The organism is Allobosea sp. BK604, from assembly GCF_004341515.1.
In the GTDB taxonomy this organism is placed as follows: Bacteria; Pseudomonadota; Alphaproteobacteria; order Rhizobiales; family Beijerinckiaceae; genus Allobosea.
In genome coordinates, this window is sequence record NZ_SLZF01000014.1 from 138307 (window position 1) to 157009 (window position 18703).

Annotated in this window: 16 protein-coding genes; 14 read left to right on the top strand and 2 right to left on the bottom strand. The window is 65.5% G+C overall.

The window, feature by feature from the left end:
• Position 1: 1 nt before the first annotated feature.
• Positions 2-2230 (bottom strand): transglycosylase domain-containing protein, encoded by a 2229-nt coding sequence (locus EV560_RS32690; RefSeq protein WP_131860042.1) that lies wholly within the window; start codon positions 2228-2230, stop codon positions 2-4.
• Positions 2231-2497: 267 nt separating this feature from the next.
• Here EV560_RS32690 and EV560_RS32695 point away from each other — a divergent pair, with 267 nt between their 5' ends.
• The 10 genes from EV560_RS32695 to nadC all read left to right on the top strand — a co-directional run bounded on the left by EV560_RS32695 (position 2498) and on the right by nadC (position 13245).
• The gene (locus EV560_RS32695) at positions 2498-2989 is read left to right on the top strand and encodes a YcgN family cysteine cluster protein (RefSeq protein WP_131860043.1); all 492 of its coding nucleotides are present in this window, start codon (positions 2498-2500) and stop codon (positions 2987-2989) included.
• 289 nt (positions 2990-3278) lie between these two features.
• Positions 3279-5963: a pyruvate, phosphate dikinase gene (gene ppdK / locus EV560_RS32700; protein WP_131860044.1), complete on the top strand. Its 2685-nt coding sequence runs from the start codon at positions 3279-3281 to the stop codon at positions 5961-5963.
• A gap of 85 nt (positions 5964-6048) precedes the next feature.
• A complete protein-coding gene (locus EV560_RS32705) occupies positions 6049-6762 on the top strand; it encodes an HAD family hydrolase (RefSeq protein WP_131860045.1) in 714 nt (237 codons plus the stop codon).
• Positions 6763-6980: 218 nt separating this feature from the next.
• Positions 6981-7190 carry a cold-shock protein gene (locus tag EV560_RS32710; RefSeq protein ID WP_131860046.1) on the top strand — a complete coding sequence of 70 codons (210 nt, stop codon included), beginning with the start codon at positions 6981-6983 and terminating at the stop codon, positions 7188-7190.
• Between the two features lie 173 nt (positions 7191-7363).
• A complete protein-coding gene (locus EV560_RS32715) occupies positions 7364-8872 on the top strand; it encodes a DEAD/DEAH box helicase (RefSeq protein ID WP_131860047.1) in 1509 nt (502 codons plus the stop codon).
• 81 nt (positions 8873-8953) lie between these two features.
• Positions 8954-9226 (top strand): translation initiation factor IF-1, encoded by a 273-nt coding sequence (infA, locus tag EV560_RS32720; RefSeq protein WP_054207590.1) that lies wholly within the window; start codon positions 8954-8956, stop codon positions 9224-9226.
• A gap of 10 nt (positions 9227-9236) precedes the next feature.
• Positions 9237-9506 carry a hypothetical protein gene (locus tag EV560_RS32725; protein WP_131860048.1) on the top strand — a complete coding sequence of 90 codons (270 nt, stop codon included), beginning with the start codon at positions 9237-9239 and terminating at the stop codon, positions 9504-9506.
• 172 nt (positions 9507-9678) lie between these two features.
• On the top strand, positions 9679-10767 hold the full coding sequence (gene nadA, locus EV560_RS32730) for a quinolinate synthase NadA (protein WP_131860049.1): 1089 nt from the start codon (positions 9679-9681) through the stop codon (positions 10765-10767).
• Positions 10768-10820: 53 nt separating this feature from the next.
• Positions 10821-12377, top strand: coding sequence for an L-aspartate oxidase (locus tag EV560_RS32735; RefSeq protein ID WP_131860050.1), 1557 nt, complete (start codon positions 10821-10823; stop codon positions 12375-12377).
• A gap of 13 nt (positions 12378-12390) precedes the next feature.
• Positions 12391-13245 carry a carboxylating nicotinate-nucleotide diphosphorylase gene (gene nadC, locus EV560_RS32740; protein WP_131860051.1) on the top strand — a complete coding sequence of 285 codons (855 nt, stop codon included), beginning with the start codon at positions 12391-12393 and terminating at the stop codon, positions 13243-13245.
• A 109-nt stretch (positions 13246-13354) separates the two neighbouring features.
• On the opposite strand, the gene EV560_RS32745 is transcribed toward nadC, so the two are convergent.
• Positions 13355-13945 (bottom strand): hypothetical protein, encoded by a 591-nt coding sequence (locus EV560_RS32745; RefSeq protein ID WP_131860052.1) that lies wholly within the window; start codon positions 13943-13945, stop codon positions 13355-13357.
• A gap of 327 nt (positions 13946-14272) precedes the next feature.
• Here EV560_RS32745 and EV560_RS32750 point away from each other — a divergent pair, with 327 nt between their 5' ends.
• The 4 genes from EV560_RS32750 to EV560_RS32765 all read left to right on the top strand — a co-directional run bounded on the left by EV560_RS32750 (position 14273) and on the right by EV560_RS32765 (position 18578).
• Entirely contained in the window at positions 14273-14911 is a 639-nt protein-coding gene (locus EV560_RS32750) for a 2OG-Fe(II) oxygenase family protein (protein WP_131860053.1), read from the top strand.
• Between the two features lie 92 nt (positions 14912-15003).
• Positions 15004-15879 carry an aldose 1-epimerase family protein gene (locus tag EV560_RS32755; RefSeq protein ID WP_131860054.1) on the top strand — a complete coding sequence of 292 codons (876 nt, stop codon included), beginning with the start codon at positions 15004-15006 and terminating at the stop codon, positions 15877-15879.
• Between the two features lie 772 nt (positions 15880-16651).
• Entirely contained in the window at positions 16652-16840 is a 189-nt protein-coding gene (locus EV560_RS32760) for a hypothetical protein (protein WP_131860055.1), read from the top strand.
• A 541-nt stretch (positions 16841-17381) separates the two neighbouring features.
• On the top strand, positions 17382-18578 hold the full coding sequence (locus EV560_RS32765; protein ID WP_131860056.1) for an acyltransferase family protein: 1197 nt from the start codon (positions 17382-17384) through the stop codon (positions 18576-18578).
• Positions 18579-18703 lie beyond the last annotated feature (125 nt).

Below are 18703 nucleotides of genomic sequence, written 5' to 3' on the forward strand. Positions count from 1 at the left end.
CTCAGCGCAGCCGAATTCCGCCGCCGGGCGGAGACAGCTCGCGGATGCCGACCTGCATCGGCGCGCTCGCGCTGCGGATCGGCTCGATCGTCTTGAACATCTGGCCGACCGCCGAGAGCACCTCGAACGACTGCCGCGGCATGTGCCCGGCGCCCGGGCCCGTCGCCGCTGCCGTGGTCGTGGCCGGCGTATTCGCCTTGGCGACGGTCGCTCCCTTCGGATCGACCGGCGGCATGACGCCCGGGATCGGCTTCAGCTCGAGCCCCTGATGGGCGAACTGCATGATCTCCTTCCAGGTCATGGCCGGCAGGGCGCCGCCGGTCATGTTCGCGGTCGAGGTCGAATCGTCATTGCCGAACCAGACCGCACCGACGAGGTTGCCGGAAAAGCCGACATACCAGGCGTCCTTGTAGCCATTGGTCGTGCCGGTCTTGCCGGCGGTGATGACGCCCTCGAGCGCGGCGCGCCGGCCTGTGCCCTCGGTCGGCACCTTCGAGAGCATGAAGTTCATGTCCTGCACGACCTGCGTGCTCAGCACCTGCTTCGGCGGCGGCTCGTCGCGGTCATGCCGGTAGATGTCGTCGCCCTGGGAGTTGCGGATCTCGATCGCGGCATAGGGCTGCGCCCGCTTGCCGCCATTGGCGAAGACCGCATAGCCCGCCGCCTGGTCCATCACCGTGACCTCGGCGGCGCCGATCGGCAGCGAGACCGTGTCGGTCAGCGGCGTGGTCAGGCCCATGGCGCGGGCGGTCTCGACGATCTTGGCACGGCCGATCTTGGCGGCGCGGGCCTCGTGCGTCTCGCCGGTCGCCTTGCCGATCGCGATCGACATCTGCACCGGTATCGTGTTGATCGACTTGGCGAGCGCGACCGTCAGCGGCATCGAGCCGGCATAGGAGCGGCCGTAATTGTTGGGGCACCAGTTGCCGATGCAGACCGGCCGGTCGGTCACGATCGTCGTCGGCTTGTAGAGCCCGGCCGAGAGCGCCGCGGCGTAGACATAGGGCTTGAACGAGGAGCCGGGCTGTCTGGCGGCCGTGGCGCGGTTGAACTGGCTCGCGCCATAGTCGCGCCCGCCGACAATGGCGCGCACCGCCCCGTCCGGATCCATGATCACGGTCGCTGCCTGCTTCACGTGATAGGCCGGGCCGTGCTGGCGCAAGATCGACTCGATCGCCTCGTCCGCGCGCTGCTGGATCGCAGGATCGTAGGGCGTCTTCACGGTCAGCACCCGGTCGGGGCCGATTTCGCCATTATCGGCCAGGCGTTTCACCTCGTCGAAGGCCCAGTCGAGATAGTAATCCGGGGTCGTGTCGCGCTTGCGGTCGACCGGCGTCGCCGGGTTGCGGCGGGCCGAGTCGATCTGGCCGGCGGTCATGAAGCCGGCATCGACCATATTGTTGAGCACGTCGTTGGCGCGGGCGCGGGCCGCCGGCAGGTTGACATGCGGCGCATATTTCGTCGGCGCCTTGAACAGGCCGGCGAGCATCGCGGCCTCGGCCACGCTGACATCCTTCACCGACTTGCCGAAATAATACTCGGCCGCCGCGGCCACGCCGAACGTGCCGCCGCCCATATAGGCGCGGTCGAGATAGAGCTTCAGGATCTCGTTCTTGCTCAGGCGGTATTCGAGCCAGAGCGCCAGGAAGGCTTCCTTGATCTTGCGGTCGAGCGAGCGCTCGTTGCTCAGGAACAGGTTCTTGGCGAGCTGCTGCGTGATCGAAGAGCCGCCCTGCACCACGCCGGAGGCGCGGGCATTCACCGTCAGCGCGCGGAAGGTGCCGATGATGTCGATGCCGAAATGGTCATAGAAGCGCCGGTCCTCGGTTGCCAGCACCGCCTTGATCAGGTGGTCGGGCAATTCCTCGAGCTTCAGCGAATCGTCATGGCGCGCGCCGCGATGGCCGATCTCGGAACCATAGCGGTCGAGGAAGGTTACGGCGAAGACCTGGTTCTTCAGCGCCTCCTCGCGGCCCTCGCGAAAGGCCGGGATCGCCAGCAGCAGCACGACCAGCGAACCGGCGATGCCGACATTCAGGCCTTCGCTGGCGAATTCGGCGGCGACGCGTTTTCCGCCGGTGACGGTGAAGCGGTCGGCGAAGCTGCGGATGCGCTCATAGAACTCGCCGCTGCGGCGCCCTGCGCCCCAGAGCGTGTCGTCCAGCCACGAGTCGACGGCAAGCGCGAAGCGCTTGAGACGTGTCGTCCAGCGTGCCTTTCTGAACTCCATGCCGACCTGGCTATCCCGATAAGAGCCGCTGAAGTCTTCCTGCCGCGCCCTGAACGCCTTGGCAACCCAAACCGTTCCGGGTTGTGGAGATATGCTTTCCGCGGCCCGGCGATAAGGGGTAGGCCGCCACGCTTTGGGGGTATGTGACCTGTATCACGCATGATCCCGGATTCGTGACCGGCTGACGCCCGAAACGCTCGGAATCACGCTGCGCATGCGCGCTCGCGCCTCCTTCCATCGCGGCAGCGGAGAGCGCATAAGCAGGCCATGGATGACAAGGCGCAACTGCCCGAGCCGTTCTGGCGCACGAAGACGCTCGACGAGATGACGCCCGAGGAGTGGGAATCGCTTTGCGACGGCTGCGGTCGCTGCTGCCTGGTCAAGCTCGAGGACGAGGATACCGGGCGCATCCACGCCACCGATATCGGCTGCCGCCTGTTCGATGCCGGTACCTGCCGCTGCAAGGATTACGCGAACCGCTCGGCCACCGTGCCCGATTGCGTGACGCTGACGCCGAAGGAGGTGCGCGAGCTCGCCTGGCTGCCGCCGACCTGTGCCTACCGGCTGGTCGGGGAGGGGCGGGACCTGCCCTGGTGGCACCCGCTGGTCTCGGGCGATCCGGAATCGGTCGTCGCCGCCGGCGTCTCGGTGCGCGGGCGCATCTATGCGAGCGAGGAGGATGTCGCCGAGGACGACCTCGTCGAGCGCATCGTCAACTGGCCGCTGCGCTGGCCGCGGGCGGCGAAAGCTGCTAAGTGACGGTACATTGCCGTCGAGCTGTTATTTAAATCGATTTAGATTACCTAAATACAGCTCCGCTGAAGTGAAATCACCGCCCGGTGAAATGAATTCAGCCCCACGGATCGGCCGATGGTAACCTTATTCGTCAAAGGTATCCGTTATTCCTGCCTCTTGGCTCATTGATTGTTCATCTGCTTTTCGGCATGAACCACGTCGCGCACATGCGCTGGACGATATCGTTCGCTGCATGAAACAATCCCGATGCCGCGGCGTTGCTACGCGCGGCTAACGTGAAGAGGCGGTGCTGATGGCTGGCGCGAAATGGGTCTACACCTTCGGTGACGGCAAGGCCGAAGGCGAGGCGGGCATGAAGAACCTGCTCGGCGGCAAGGGGGCGAACCTGGCCGAGATGAGCAATCTGGGCCTGCCGGTCCCTCCCGGTTTCACCATCACCACCGAGGTCTGCACCTACTATTACGATAACGGCAAGAGCTTCCCGGCCGATCTCGACGCGACCGTCAAGGCCGCGCTCGCCGGCATGGCCAAGCTCACCGGCAAGACCTTCGGCGATCCCGCCAATCCGCTCCTCGTCTCGGTCCGCTCCGGTGCCCGCGCCTCGATGCCGGGGATGATGGACACGGTCCTCAATCTCGGCCTGAACGACGTCACCGTCGCGGCCGTCGCCACGGCCTCGGGCGATGCCCGCTTCGCCTGGGACAGCTATCGCCGCTTCATCACCATGTATTCGAATGTCGTGCTCGATATCGACCACGGCCATTTCGAGGAGGCGCTCGAGGACTACAAGGAGCGCAAGGGCCTGCATCTCGACACCGAGCTTTCGGCCGATGACTGGAAGCTGCTGGTCGGCAAATACAAGGACATCGTCAGGAAGGAGCTCGGCAAGGACTTCCCGCAGGATCCGCAGGAGCAGCTCTGGGGTGCGGTCGGCGCCGTCTTTTCCTCCTGGATGAACGCTCGCGCCATCAAGTACCGCGAGCTAAACAGCATCCCCGCCTCCTGGGGCACGGCGGTCAATGTCCAGTCCATGGTCTTCGGCAATATGGGCGAGACCTCCGCGACCGGCGTCGCCTTCACCCGCAATCCCTCGACCGGCGAGAACGCGCTCTATGGCGAGTTCTTGATCAATGCCCAGGGCGAGGACGTCGTCGCCGGCATCCGCACGCCGCAGGACATCACCGAGGCCGCCAAGATCGAGGCCGGTTCCGACAAGCCTTCGATGGAGAAGGCGATGCCGGAGGCCTATGCCGAGCTCTGCCGCATCTACGGCATCCTCGAGAAGCATTACCGCGACATGCAGGACATGGAATTCACCATCCAGGAGGGCAAGCTCTGGATGCTGCAGACCCGCTCCGGCAAGCGCACCGCCAAGGCGGCGCTGAAGATCGCGGTCGAGCTCGCCCAGGAAGGCCTGATCAGCGAGAGCGAGGCCGTCGGCCGCATCGAGCCCGGCGCGCTCGACCAGCTCCTGCACCCGACCATCGATCCCAAGGCCGAGCGGCGCGTCCTCACCATCGGCCTGCCGGCCTCGCCCGGCGCCGCCGCCGGTGAGATCGTCTTCAACTCGGACGAGGCCGAGGCCGCGAAGAAGGCCGGGCGCAAGGTCATTCTCGTGCGCGTCGAGACCTCGCCCGAGGATATTCACGGCATGCATGCGGCCGAGGGCATCCTGACCACGCGCGGCGGCATGACCTCGCATGCGGCCGTCGTCGCCCGCGGCATGGGCAAGCCCTGCGTCTCCGGCGCCGGCCAGATCCGCGTCGACTATGCCAAGGGCACGCTGTCGGTTGGCCCGACCACGCTCAAGGCCGGTGATTTCATCACCATCGACGGCTCCGTCGGCCAGGTCCTGCTCGGCGAGGTCAAGATGCAGAAGCCGGAACTCTCCGGTGAGTTCGGCATCCTGATGGGCTGGGCCGACAAGGTCCGCCACCTCAGGGTCCGTGCCAATGCCGAGACTCCGGAGGATGCCCGCACCGCCCGCGATTTCGGCGCCGAGGGCATCGGCCTCTGCCGCACCGAGCACATGTTCTTCGACGAGGATCGCATCCAGCCGATGCGCGAGATGATCCTGGCCGGGGACGACAAGGGCCGCCGCTCGGCCCTTGCCAAGCTCCTGCCGATGCAGCGCCAGGATTTCGTGTCGCTGTTCACGATCATGCAGGGCCTGCCGGTGACGATCCGCCTGCTCGACCCGCCGCTGCACGAGTTCCTGCCGCATACGGAAGCGGAGATCGCGGTCGTCGCTCGCGCGCTCGGCGTCACGGCCGAGCAGCTGCGCCACCGCGCCGCCGAGCTGCACGAGTTCAACCCGATGCTCGGCTTCCGCGGCTGCCGTCTCGCCATCGCCTATCCGGAGATTGCCGAGATGCAGGCGCGCGCCATCTTCGAGGCGGCCGTGAAAGCCGCCAAGGAGACGGGCAAGCCGGTGATCCCCGAGGTGATGGTGCCGCTCGTCATGGGCGTTCCCGAGTTCGATCTCGTCAAGTCACGCATCGACGCCATGGCAGAGGCGGTGAAGAAGGAGACCGGTGCCGAGCTCAGCTATCAGGTCGGCACCATGATCGAGCTGCCGCGTGCTTGCCTGCGCGCGCAGGAGATCGCCAAGACTGCCGAGTTTTTCTCCTTCGGCACCAATGACCTGACCCAGACCGCGCTCGGCATCAGCCGTGACGATGCCGGCTCCTTCCTCGGTTCCTATACGGCGCGTGGCATTCTCGCCTCCGACCCGTTCATCACCATCGACCGCGACGGTGTCGGCGAGCTCGTGAAGATCGGCGTCGAGCGCGGCCGGAAGAGCCGGCCCGACATCAAGCTCGGCATTTGCGGCGAGCATGGCGGCGATCCGGCCTCGGTCGGCTTCTGCCACGAGGTCGGGCTAGACTATGTCTCCTGCTCGCCCTTCCGCGTGCCGATCGCCCGCCTCGCCGCCGCGCAGGCGGCGCTCGGCGAGGTCAAGGCCAAGGAAGGCTGAGCTGAGGAAGGCTGAGCCCAGGGAACGCCGAGCCAAGCAAGGCTGAGCCATCGACCTTGCAGGGTCGGCGGGATAGGTTCGCCCCATGTCCCACCGCGCTCTCACCACGATCGGTTTCGACGCCGACGATACGCTCTGGCAGAACGAGCAGTTCTTCCGGCTGACGGAGGAGCGCTTCGTCGCGCTGCTTGGCAGCCATGGCGAGGCGGCCGAGATCTCCGGCAAGCTGCTCGAGGCGGAGCGCCGCAACCTCGCCTTCTACGGTTTCGGCATCAAGGGCTTCACGCTTTCGATGATCGAGACCGCGATCGAGGTGACGAAGGGCGACGTGCCGGCCGGGGTGATCGCCGAGATCCTGGCGGCGGGCCGCGAGATGCTCGCCCATCCCGTCGAGACCTTGCCGCATGCCGCCGAGACGCTTCAGGCGCTGTCCGGCGAGTACCGGCTGGTGCTGATCACCAAGGGCGATCTCTTCGATCAGGAGCGCAAGCTGGCGCAATCCGGCCTCGGCGATATCTTCGACGGCGTCGAGATCGTCAGCGACAAATCGGCCGCGACCTACGAGCGCGTCTTCGCCCGCCATGGCGATGGCGCGCAGAAGGCGATGATGGTCGGCAATTCGCTGAAATCCGACATCCTGCCGGCGCTCGCAGCCGGCTCATGGGCGGTGCATGTCCCGCATGCGCTGACCTGGGCGCTGGAGCATGCCGAGGAGCCGGAAGGGCAGGGGCGCTATCACAAGCTGCCGGACCTGATCGGGCTTCATCCGCTTATCCGAAAGATAGGGCAGGATTGCTGACCAATTCTGCTGGACCGGGATTGCAATTCGTGGTAGTGCTGCCCACGTAAGACGAGATGCGGCCGGGTTCTGGCCAATCCTCGGCGGGGATGAAGTCCCGGTCGGCGGGCCCCAATCAGATCCACCACACATCGTTATCAAGGCCACGGTAAGGCGTCCGCGCGTCGAGCCGTGTCTTCCATAAGTGCACGCGGGATCTGAACTAAAGGACTACGCCCATGAACAAGGGTACCGTTAAGTGGTTCAACGCCACCAAGGGCTATGGCTTCATCACCCCGGAAAACGGCGGTCAGGACGTGTTCGTCCACATCAGCGCCGTCGAGCGCGCTGGCCTGCGCGAGCTGCGTGACGGCCAGGTCGTCAGCTTCGAGCTGATCGCCGATCGCAAGACCGGCAAGACCTCGGCCGGCAACCTCGTCGTCGCCTGAGGCGAAGCTTCGCCGGGAGGGTGAACCACCCTCCCGGCATCACGACAAAACCTCCCGGCGCGTGGCTAGCGGTTCGCCGGCAGGAAGAGACCATGCAAATGGCCGGACACGAGTCGGTGGCGCAACCGGTTTCCACATGTGCCCCTCGCGTCCCGGCTTCGGAAAGATCCGTTTTGACTAAATTTACCGACCTCGGATTGGCCGAGCCGCTCCTCAAGGCGCTCGCGGCCGAAGGTTATGCCACGCCGACGCCGATCCAGGCGCAGGCTATCCCCCATATTCTCGCCGGCAAGGACATGTTCGGCGCGGCCCAGACCGGGACCGGCAAGACGGCGGCCTTCTCGCTGCCGATGCTGCACCTGCTGCTGAACAAGCCGCGGCGCATGCAGCCGCGCTCGGTGCGCGCGCTGATCCTCAGCCCGACGCGCGAGCTCGCGGCCCAGATCGAGGCCAATATCGCGACCTACGCGCAGTTCACCACCGTCAAGTCGACGGTGATCTTCGGCGGCGTGCCGGTCGGCAAGCAGATCCGCGCGCTCGGCCAGCATGTCGACATTCTCGTCGCGACGCCCGGCCGCCTGCTCGACCTCGTCGACCAGCGCGCCGTCTCGCTGCGCGAGATCGAGTTCCTGGTGCTCGACGAAGCCGATCAGATGCTCGATCTCGGCTTCATCCACGCGCTGCGCCGGATCGCGACCCTGATCCCGAAGGAGCGCCAGACGCTGCTGTTCTCGGCCACCATGCCGAAGCAGATCCGCGAGATCGCCTCGGCCTATCTCACCAATCCGGTCGAGGTCGCGGTGACCCCGGTCGCCACCACCGCCGAGAAGGTCGACCAGCGCGTCATCCATACGCAGCCGGGCGATAAGCCCACGCTGCTGGCGAAGACGCTGGGCGTTCCCGAGATGGAGCGCGCCATCGTCTTCACCCGCACCAAGCATGGCGCTGACAAGGTCGTGCGCCAGCTCGAGCAGTCGGGCCTGAAGGCTGCCGCGATCCATGGCAACAAGAGCCAGGGCCAGCGCGAGCGCGCCCTCGGCGCGTTCCGTGACGGCGAGTTGCGCATCCTGGTCGCGACCGACATCGCCGCCCGCGGCATCGATGTCGACGGCATCAGCCATGTCGTGAATTTCGACCTGCCGAACGTGCCGGAGACCTATGTCCACCGCATCGGCCGCACGGCCCGCGCCGGCGCGGCCGGTGTCGCCATCGCCTTCTGCACGCCGGAAGAGCGTGGCGACCTCGCCGCGATCGAGAAGCTGACCAAGGTCTCGCTGACCCCGGTCGGCGAGGTGCCGTACTGGGACGGTCGCATTCCGAAGAAGCCGCCGCAGAACCAGGGCCGCGGTGGCCGCAACAACGGCCAGAATGGCGGCGGTGGCCGCGACCATGGCCGGCCGCAGGGCCAGCAGCGCCGTGACGGCGGCCAGAATGGCGGCAGGCCACAGCATGAGGGCAGGCCACAGCATGCCGGCAAGCCGCAGCATGCCGGCAAGCCCCAGCACGGCAACGGCCAGCGTTCCGAAGCTCAGCGCCAGGAACGCCAGCCGCAGCGTCACGAGGCCCCGGCCGCACGAAAAGACGGCGGAAACGGCAAGGAAGGGCTTGGCGGCGTCGCCTTCTTGCAGCAAAGAACAGAGCAACGCCGCAATAACGGCGGCGCCCGGCGGCGCGCGGACTGACGCGCGCGACCGGACAACGACCGGACCAGCGGATCATCTGATCCGGTCGTCGGCCCGGGGGCGCATTAGAAGGACCAAGGAATGGCGAAAGAAGAACTGCTCGAATTCGATGGCACGGTGGTCGAAGTGCTTCCCGACGGCAACTACCGCGTGAAGCTCGACAACGATCACGTGATCCTGGCCTACGCGGCCGGCAAGATGAAGAAGAACCGCATCCGCACGATCGCCGGCGACAGGGTCGTCGTCGAGATGTCGCCCTACGATCTCGATCGCGGCCGCATCAACTTCCGTCAGAAGACCGCCGGCCCGGCCCCGGGTGGCCCGCCGCGCAACCAGAATTTCCGCCGGCGCTGAGCGGCCTGGCGTGCAATTCGGCCGAGCCGATATCCTGTTCATCGCAGTCGGTGCCGTGCTCGGCGCCGCTGTCGGCTTCGCCGTCAAGGCGGGCTGGCTCGCGACCTACGCGGCCTTTCCGCATTATCTCTTCGTCCTGATCGGCATGGGCCTGATCGAGGTGATCGCCGGCTTCATCACCGCCCGGCCACCTGGAACGCTCGTCGGCATGCCGGCCCGTATCGCCGCCTTCGTCGTCGGCGTTGGCGCGCAGATGCTGGTTGCGGGCGGCATCTCCTGACTTAGTCATAAACTGAGCACATGTTTGACCCGGCGTCCGCCGCATAGGCGCGGCGCTGGCCAGCCCATGGCAGACGTGGTAATATCCTTATGCTCAAAACGAGCATAGCCAGCTAGAAAAGAGCTGGCGGCGATCCGAACTGTCCCGGATCGCTGGAGGATAGGAGGATGCCATGTCTTTGGGCTTCGATACCGGCAAGACTGCCGCTCGTCCGGCGGCCGCCGCGCGCCGCAAGGACGATCCACGCTTCCGGCCCCTGCCGATGCCGGACCTGACCTGGACCCCCGAGGTCGAGGCCGCGACCGCTCATCTCTACGAGAAGGTCAAGACCGTCATTCCCGCGGTGGAGTGGCCCTTCTTCGCGCCGACGATCAAGGCGATCAACGAGCTGAAGCAGGTCCGCAACGCGGTCATCCTCGGCCATAACTACATGACGCCGGAGATCTTCCATTGCGTCGCCGATATCGTCGGCGACTCCCTGCAGCTCGCCAAGGTCGCCTCGAAGACCAAGGCCGAGGTGATCGTGCAGGGCGGGGTGCATTTCATGGCCGAGACCTCGAAGCTGCTCAGCCCCGAGAAGATCGTGCTGATGCCGGACATGAAGGCCGGCTGCTCGCTCGCCGCCTCGATCACCGGGGCCGATATCCGCCTGCTGCGCGAGCGCTATCCCGGCCGCCCGGTCGTCGCCTATGTCAACACCTCCGCCGACGTGAAGGCCGAGGTCGATATCTGCTGCACCTCGTCCAACGCGGTCCAGGTGGTCGAGAGCCTCGGCGTGCCCGAGGTGATCTTCGTGCCCGACCAGTATCTCGCCAAGAACGTCGCGGCCCAGACCAAGGTGAAGATCATCTCCTGGGCCGGCGCCTGCGAGGTCCATGAGCGCTTCACCGCCGAGGAGCTGGTGCGCTATCGCGAGGCTGATCCGAGCATCAAGATCATCGCCCATCCCGAATGCCCGCCGGAAGTCGTCGCCGTCGCCGATTATGCCGGCTCGACCAAGGGCATGATCGACTGGGTGAAGAACGAGCTGCCGGGCCGCGTCCTGCTCGTGACCGAGTGCTCGATGGCCGACAATGTCGCGGCCGAGACCAAGGGCGTCGAGTTCGTGCGCCCCTGCAATCTCTGCCCGCATATGAAGCGCATCACCTTGCCCAAGATCCTCGATACGCTGCTCTACATGCGCGAGGAGGTCGTCATCGACCCCGTCATGGCCGAGCGCGCGCGTCGTTCGGTCGAGCGCATGGTCAACCTCACCATGTGAGCAAAGGGGACGCCGAGTAACCCTCCCGGCAGCGGGAGGGGGCGGGAGCACCCATGTCCGACAGCAATACTATTCTCATCGTCGGCGGCGGGCTGGCGGGGCTGTTCACGGCCCTGAAGCTGGCGCCGTTGCCCTGCACCGTCCTGAGCCCCAGATCGCTCGGCGAGGGTGCCTCCTCGAGCTGGGCGCAGGGCGGAATCGCCGCGGCGATGTCGGAGGGCGACACGGCCGAGGCCCATGCCGCGGACACGATCGCGGCCGGCGCTGGCACCGTCGATGCCGCGGTGGCGCGGATGGTCGCGAGCGAGGCGGCCGAGCGCGTGCATGATCTGCTCAGCTACGGCGTGCCTTTCGACCGCGATCTCGCCGGCAGGCTGGTGCAATCGCGCGAAGCGGCGCATTCGGCCAACCGCATCGTGCGCGTCGGCGGCGACGGCGCCGGCGTGGCGATCATGCAGGCGCTGATTGCCGCCGTTCGCAACACGCCGTCGATCACCGTGCTGGAAGGCTATATCGCCGAGGACCTGCTGCTCGCGGATGGCGCCTGCGTCGGCGTGCTCGCCCGCGACGAGGACGGCAAGGCTCGCGAGGCGACGCGCTTCCATGCGGCCGCGACCGTGCTCGCGACCGGCGGCATCGGCCATCTCTATGCCGTCACCACCAATCCGGCCGAGGCGCGTGGCGAAGGGCTCGCCATGGCGGCTCGCGCCGGCGCGCTCATCGCAGATGCCGAATTCGTGCAGTTCCACCCGACGGCGCTGGCGCTCGGGATCGATCCCGCCCCGCTCGCGACGGAGGCGATCCGCGGCGAGGGCGGCATCCTGGTCAATACGGCCGGCGAGCGCTTCATGCTCAAGCTGCACAAGGATGCCGAGCTCGCCCCGCGCGATATCGTGGCGCGCGGCGTCTTCGCCGAGATCGCGGCCGGGCGCGGCGCCTTCCTCGATGCGCGCCAGGCGATCGGCGCCGAATTCCCGCATCTATTCCCGGCCGTCACCGCCGCCTGCGCCAAAGCCGGTATCGACCCCGTCACCGACCTGCTGCCGGTCGCGCCGGCCGAGCACTACCATATGGGCGGCATCGCCACCGACATGGACGGCCGCGCGAGCTTGCCCGGCCTCTCTGCCGCCGGGGAGGTCGCCAGCACCGGGCTGCACGGGGCCAATCGGCTCGCCTCGAACTCGCTGCTGGAGGCGGTCGTCTTCGGGGCCCGCGTCGCCGAGGATCTGAAGGCGCGCACGCTCGCCATGCCGGCGCGGGGCGCTCCGGTCCGGTTGAGCGGGCAGGGCGTCTGCCTGCCGACAGCGCGGGACCGGGACGCGATCGCGCGCCTGCGTGCCGTCATGGCCGACAAGGCCGGCGTGGTGCGGGACGGCGCCGGGCTGCTCGCCGGCTCGCGCCAGCTCCAGGCGATCGCCGAGGCGGCCGAGAGCTCGACGCTGGTCAATATGGCGAGCGCCGCGCTGGTCATCGTCGCGGCCGCGCTGGCCCGGCGCGAGAGCCGAGGCGGCCATTGGCGCAGCGACTTTCCGCAGGCGAGCACGGCCCTCGCCACCCGCAGCAAGCTCACCCTCTCGCCGCCGCCTGCGGCGCGCGCCGTGAACGCCTGACCAGGATATCGCCATGAACCAGCCCGCCCTCAATCCGCTGCTGATCACCGAGGCGGTGCGCGCCGCGCTCGTGGAGGATCTCGGCCGCGCCGGCGACATCACCACCCTGGCGACCATTCCGGCCGGCAAGCAGGCCAGGCTGGTGATCGCCGCGCGGCAGAATGGCGTCGTCGCCGGTCTGCCCTTCGCGCGCGAGGCCTTCGCGCAGATCGACCCCTCGCTTCGCTTCGAGGCGGTGCTGTCCGATGGCGACAGGCTCGCGCCCGGCGCCGTCGTCGCTCGCGTCGAGGGCGAGGCGCGCTCGATCCTCTCGGCCGAGCGCGTTGCGCTCAATTTCATGGGCCGGCTTTCCGGCATCGCCTCGCTCGCCGCGACCTATGTCGCCAAGGTCGCCGGCACCAAGGCGGTGATCGTCGACACCCGCAAGACCACGCCCGGCCTGCGCGCCTTCGAGAAATACGCGGTGCGCTGCGGCGGCGCCCAGAACCATCGCTTCGGGCTCGACGATGCCATCCTGATCAAGGACAACCATGTCGCCGTCGCCGGCGGCATCCGGCCGGCCCTGCAGGCGGCAAAGCGCGTCGCCGGCAATTTCGTCAAGGTCGAGATCGAGGTCGACACCCTGGCCCAGCTTGCCGAGGTGATCGAGGAAGGCGCCGATATCGTCATGCTCGACAACATGGTCCCCGCCGATCTGGTGAAGGGCGTCGCCATGGTCGCCGGCCGGATGAAGGTCGAGGCCTCCGGCGGCATCAATCTCGAGACCGTCGCTGCTGTCGCCGCCACAGGCGTCGACATGATCTCGGTCGGCGCCCTGACCCATTCGGTCGGCGTGCTCGATCTCGGGCTCGATATCGAGATCGCCTGACGTCACGACAAACGCCTGATGACAAGAAAAAAGCCCCGGCCGAAGCCGGGGCGTGAAGTGGTGTTTCCGTGGATAAAGGGTCTACGTCGAAACTCTGGTAGGCATGAACTCAGTAACGGGTCGGCTCCCAATACTTGGCGCCGGGGCTGATCATCTCCGTGCGCTCGACCGTCTTGTAGACGGGCGGGATCGTCTCGCGCACCACCTGCGTCGCGCGCAGCATCACCTGGCGCTGGCGTGGGACGTAGACGGCAGGAATGTTTTCGTATTCGACGGTCGCGGGTGAAACCTCGACCGTGCGCTGGCGATAGCCGAACTGCGCGGGCACATCGACCCAGCAGCCGACGACATTGCCGAACGCGTCGCGGCTGACGTCCCAGCGCTTCGTCGGAGGCGAGATCATCACCTTCTCGCTGACCGAGGTGAAGGTCGCCTGGCGATAATGCGGGATGGTTTGCGCCGGCTGCACCAGCACGTTCTCGGTGACATAGCCATATTCGGCCGGGATGAGGCGGGACTGGGTCCGCGCCGGCCGGGCGAGATAGGTCTTCGACACCGTCTGGTAGACCGCCGGCTTCTTGACCAGGCGGTAGCAGGCGGCGCCATAGCAATCGGCCGCCTGGGCGCCCTGAGCGCCGAGCAGGAACATCGCGGCGAGGCCCGAGCCCGCCAGTCCAGAAACGAAAGCCTTACGCAACATGGTTAGCCCCAGCCCCAGCACGGCGTCGCTGCGCCGCTTCGTCCAGGTCAAAAAGCCATTTGGCGTTCGTGAACGCAAGGTAAACGCGCAAACAAGGTAAAATTAACCACGCCGCGTGATGGCGGGTTGTTCATGCCTGTTGCGATCGATTGAACACAACCATTCAAATGCAACTCATTTCACGTTTTGATCGAGGAAGAGGTCGTCGCGAGTTGAATGGTATTACGACTTTGGGATGAAGAAAAGAAATCGCAGTGGTTTTGGCGTCGTGAGCAATATGCTATGAGGTGTATTGGGCTGAAACAGTAATCGCCGGAGGGTCTGCCTATGCCGGAGGCTTATTCCTGTCTCGATCTCGCAGCCATCCGCGCCGCCCGCACCGAGCGACAACCCTATAACTACATGGTCGCGGACCATGTGATCCAGCTGGGGAGCGTCGACGGATTGAGGGAGGATTTCCCCGATATCCGCGAGCCCGGCTTTTTCCCCGAGGAGGACATCACCCCCAAAGGCTTCTTCGCGTCCTTGCTGACGGAGATGAAGAGCCGCGATGTGTCCGCGATCGTTTCGGAGAAGCTCGATATCGACCTGGTCGACAAGCCGAAGATGATCACAATCCGCAAGCTTTCCGCCGCCAAGGACGGCCGCATCCACACCGACAGCGAGTCCAAGATCGCGACCTTGCTCGTCTATCTCAATGACAGCTGGCAGGCATCGAGCGCCGGGCGCTTGCGCGTGCTGCGCAACGGCCAGGATTTCGAGAACATGGCCGAGGAGATCAGCCCGGTGGTCGGCTCGCTCTTCGCCTTCCGCCGCGCCGATAATTCCTGGCACGGACACACCTCCTTCGTCGGCGAGCGGCGCGTCGTCCAGATGACCTGGCTGCGCAGCCAGGCCGATGTCGAGCGCAAGAAGAGCCGCGGCTCGCTGTCGCATATGCTGAAGCGGTTCCTGCCTTTCGGCTGAGGCGAGGGCGGCCTTGCGGCGCTCTCTGTCAATCCGGGCGCGCCTGGCTTAGGACATCCTGACGAGAGCTCGTGAGCGCGTCAGGATCCGCCATGCCGACCATCGCCAATGACCAGCTGACCGTCGAGATCGCCCCGCTCGGTGCCGAACTTCACGCAATCACGGACAAGGCCGGGCGGAACTGGCTCTGGCATGGCGACCCGGCCTTTTGGGCCGGGCGCTCGCCTCTGCTCTTTCCGGTCGTCGGCAAGCACCGCGACGGCATGGTGCTGATCGAGGGCCGGCACTATCCGATCAAGCCGCATGGCGTCGCTCGCACCAGCAGCTTCGCCATGGTCGATCAGGCGCCGGGCCATTGCGTGCTGCGGCTGACCGATTCCGGGCAATCGCGCGAATCCTACCCCTTCGCCTTCGTGCTCGACATGGGCTACCGGCTCGACGGCGCCTCGCTGACCCTGGAAGCGCGCATCGGCAATCGCGACGACCGGCCGATGCCCTTCTGCTTCGGCTATCATCCGGCCTTCCCCTGGCCGCTGCCGGGCGCGGAGGGCCTGCCGCACGCCATCCATCTCGACGGACCGCGCGAGCCGAAGCATCTCAGGATCGACCGCGACGGCCTGCTCCTGCCGGAACTGCATGATTCCGTGTTCAGCAAGGGCGTGCTGACGCTCGACCATTCCTTCTTCGCCGACGACGCGCTGATCTATGCCGAGGGCACGGGACCGAGCCTCTGGTACGGCGCCGAGGGCCATCCCGGCATCAGGGTCGATTGCCCGGACATGCCGCATCTCGGCATCTGGACCAAGCCGGGCGCGCCCTATATCTGCATCGAGCCCTGGCACGGACTGCCTTCGGCGGCCGATGCCGAGACGCCGCTCGACCAGCGCCCGGGCGCGATCATGCTCGCACCGGGAGAGGAGAGGGCGCTGGCGATGCGGCTGACCTTCGGGGTTGCCGGACCGGTCTGAGCCCGAACGGATGATCATGCGACGAGATCGAGGTGAAGCGGGATTGCCCGCTTGGAGCAGGTCCGCGCGTCTCTGAGACGCGAAAACGCTCTATCCTTTTGTTCTGGCACATGTTCTTGATGTGAGCCGGTCTCCACTTCGATCGAAATGCACCAGGCAGACGTCCGCAGGCTCGTTGCTGTGTCCTGACCGAAATCTCAAATCGCCCGACTTTGGTCTGTAGATTCATGTGGCCGCGTTGCTATCATGATCACACGGGGTTGCGGCGGCTATTGCTCCGGGTATACGCTTTACGATGCCTTTTATATTGTACTCGGACCGGAGCTTTCAGAGAGCGCCGCGACGGCTATTTTTCAGCATGACGGCCGGCACCGCTCTTCGGGGCGGTGTCGGCTTTTTTATTCGCCGCGGCGTAGCGTTTCGAAAGCAGAAGCTTCTTCTCAGCGGGCTAAAACAACACTGAAGACGGGTGATGTCATCTGGCAAGATCTTGCCCGGATCGGTATCGCCGTCATAGGCTGTGAAATACGGCGCGCTGCCATGGTCTCCGAACTGCGGAAGCGGCCGGTCTCATCCTCATCAGGGCAGGGCATCTGACGGCCCGATCTCACCCGAAATGCGGGGCAGCGACCATTCGCTCTCCCATCCGAGGCATGCCCGGAGCGAACGAAGTGCCCCGCACGGGCCGTGCCGTTCTCCCTTTGAGCCATGGACAGTCTTCGCCAGGCCGGCACCATTCCGCCGGTGGGCGGAATGCAATGGGGAGCTGGGCATGGAGATGGATTTCGAGCGGCCGCTCGCGAAGGATGCGCCGAAGGCGACCGTCGGAGCGCCGAAATTGGGAAGATCAAAAAACGATCTTGCCATGGTCCTTGAGGAAATTCGCGCCAATCAGGCAGAGCAGGCGGAGACGCTCGCCAACCTTCAGCGCTCCTTGCGCGCGATGCGTTGGCAGAAATAGCGTCGGGCAGGACGATCAACAGTGGGAGTTCAGAGCGTCGGACCCCATCGTGGTCCGACGCCTTGAGCTGCGGCCCCTATCGGGGCTGCGATGGTCGGCTCGTCCGGCCTGGGACCGGGACCGTGCCCAGCGGAATTCCGATTGCGGAACATTCCCCGCATTCAGCCGGTCGGCGGCCGCTCCCATGCCATGAGGCCGATTGCGGAAACGCAGCCAATCAGGATCGTGAATTCGAAAAGGCCCATAGAAGCCTCCCATTGAATTCGTGCGCGAAGCGAACCGACGGGGATGCGCAGCCGTTCCACTCACCTTCACGCTATGCCTACCGAACCGTTGCGGTGATCGAAGACGCGCGATTTCGAGCCGCCACCAAGCTCTCGGCACGCGCCGGTCAACGAGTAGGCGTCGCAAGACCTAAGTCTCTTAAGTGACTTGAAGAACACGGTCAGCGTTTACTGTGCAGAATCCAGCAAGGGCCGCTTTCGCGATACGCCGGAATATTCTACGCCGAGACTGCGGCGGGGGCTGCGGGTACCAAAGCATGACGCGCAAACATATTCCCGAGCTTGACGGCGTGCGGGGGCTCGCCTGTCTTCTCGTAATCGTCCTGCACGTCGTGGTCGCCCCGCTTCCGCTCTTCCCGGGCACTTGGTTTGATCTTGCCCGGTTTCGAATTCAGCCCTTCATGAGCGGCGGCGTTGACTTGTTCTTCATCCTGTCGGGCTTCCTGATTTCGGGAGCCCTGATGGATAGCAAGGGCTCGCCAGGCTATTTTCGCGCGTTCTGGACGCGCCGCATCGCACGTATCTTCCCGGTCTACTACTTGATGATCATCTTCTCGATCGTCGCGCGTGCTGCCTATGACGTAAGCCCAGCCCCGGTTTTGCACGCTCTGGTGAACCTGTCCCTGCCCGAGGGCTATTACGCGATCTTCTCGCAGAACATCGTGATGGCCCTGACCAAGGCGTCGGGAAACAACATCCTCGGGGTGACATGGTCGCTCGCGATCGAGGAGCAGTTTTATCTCGTCTTCCCGTTCCTCGTCTTCCTCGTTCCCCGGCGCTGGCTGGTCGTGTCGGCGGTTGCGGTGGTGGTTTCGACTCCGCTGATCCGGGCATTGGTTGTTGCGAATGTGAACTGGCAGGCCGGTTATCTGCTGACGGTCGCGCGGATGGACGCGCTCATGCTCGGCGTATTGCTCGCCGCGCTCGTGCGCCACGCGCCGGCTCTGGCCATAGCCCGACGCGTACAAGGGCCGCTCAACTGGCTCGCGCTGGCGCTCATCATCATGCAGCTCTGCGATTTCTGGGGCTATGTCGGCGAGCAGTGGCGGCTCTCGCTGGGCGGAAACATCACGTACCTGATGCTGATCGTCGCTCAGTATCCGTTGATCAACATCGCCATGGCCTGCCTCATGCTCAACATCTTCACACGAGAGGCCGGCCCGCTGCGCCCGATTTTCACGAGCAGGATTCTCACTTCGATCGGCCTCATCTCTTATGGGGCGTACATGTACCATCAGGTCGTGAACTATGCGCTGTGGCGCTGGCTTTACGCATCGAACCCGCGTGAGATGACCTTGCATCAGGCTTATATGCCTGTGACGGTGTTGCTGATCACGGCGGCTATCTCATGGGTCTCGCTGCGCTACTTCGAGATGCCGATCCGCCGCTGGATTACACGGCAGTCCAGGCGTGACGCTGCTTCTGCGGGAGCGCTGACAGCAAAGCGTGCCTAGAGCATTTTCGAGCGAAGTGGATACCGGTTCGCGTGAAGAAAATGCGTCAAAACAAGTAGATAGAGAATTTTCGCGATTCGAAGAAACGCGGAAATGCTCCAGTTCAGGATTGCCCGGTCCGGGAG

Bases quoted from the DNA above. Each gene is read 5' to 3' on its own strand.
- EV560_RS32690 (WP_131860042.1), bottom strand. From the start codon at position 2,230: ATGGAGTTCAGAAAGGCACGCTGGACGACACGTCTCAAGCGCTTCGCG.
- EV560_RS32695 (WP_131860043.1), top strand. From the start codon at position 2,498: ATGGATGACAAGGCGCAACTGCCCGAGCCGTTCTGGCGCACGAAGACG.
- ppdK (WP_131860044.1), top strand. From the start codon at position 3,279: ATGGCTGGCGCGAAATGGGTCTACACCTTCGGTGACGGCAAGGCCGAA.
- EV560_RS32705 (WP_131860045.1), top strand. From the start codon at position 6,049: ATGTCCCACCGCGCTCTCACCACGATCGGTTTCGACGCCGACGATACG.
- EV560_RS32710 (WP_131860046.1), top strand. From the start codon at position 6,981: ATGAACAAGGGTACCGTTAAGTGGTTCAACGCCACCAAGGGCTATGGC.
- infA (WP_054207590.1), top strand. From the start codon at position 8,954: ATGGCGAAAGAAGAACTGCTCGAATTCGATGGCACGGTGGTCGAAGTG.
- nadA (WP_131860049.1), top strand. From the start codon at position 9,679: ATGTCTTTGGGCTTCGATACCGGCAAGACTGCCGCTCGTCCGGCGGCC.
- EV560_RS32735 (WP_131860050.1), top strand. From the start codon at position 10,821: ATGTCCGACAGCAATACTATTCTCATCGTCGGCGGCGGGCTGGCGGGG.
- nadC (WP_131860051.1), top strand. From the start codon at position 12,391: ATGAACCAGCCCGCCCTCAATCCGCTGCTGATCACCGAGGCGGTGCGC.
- EV560_RS32745 (WP_131860052.1), bottom strand. From the start codon at position 13,945: ATGTTGCGTAAGGCTTTCGTTTCTGGACTGGCGGGCTCGGGCCTCGCC.
- EV560_RS32750 (WP_131860053.1), top strand. From the start codon at position 14,273: ATGCCGGAGGCTTATTCCTGTCTCGATCTCGCAGCCATCCGCGCCGCC.
- EV560_RS32755 (WP_131860054.1), top strand. From the start codon at position 15,004: ATGCCGACCATCGCCAATGACCAGCTGACCGTCGAGATCGCCCCGCTC.
- EV560_RS32760 (WP_131860055.1), top strand. From the start codon at position 16,652: ATGGAGATGGATTTCGAGCGGCCGCTCGCGAAGGATGCGCCGAAGGCG.
- EV560_RS32765 (WP_131860056.1), top strand. From the start codon at position 17,382: ATGACGCGCAAACATATTCCCGAGCTTGACGGCGTGCGGGGGCTCGCC.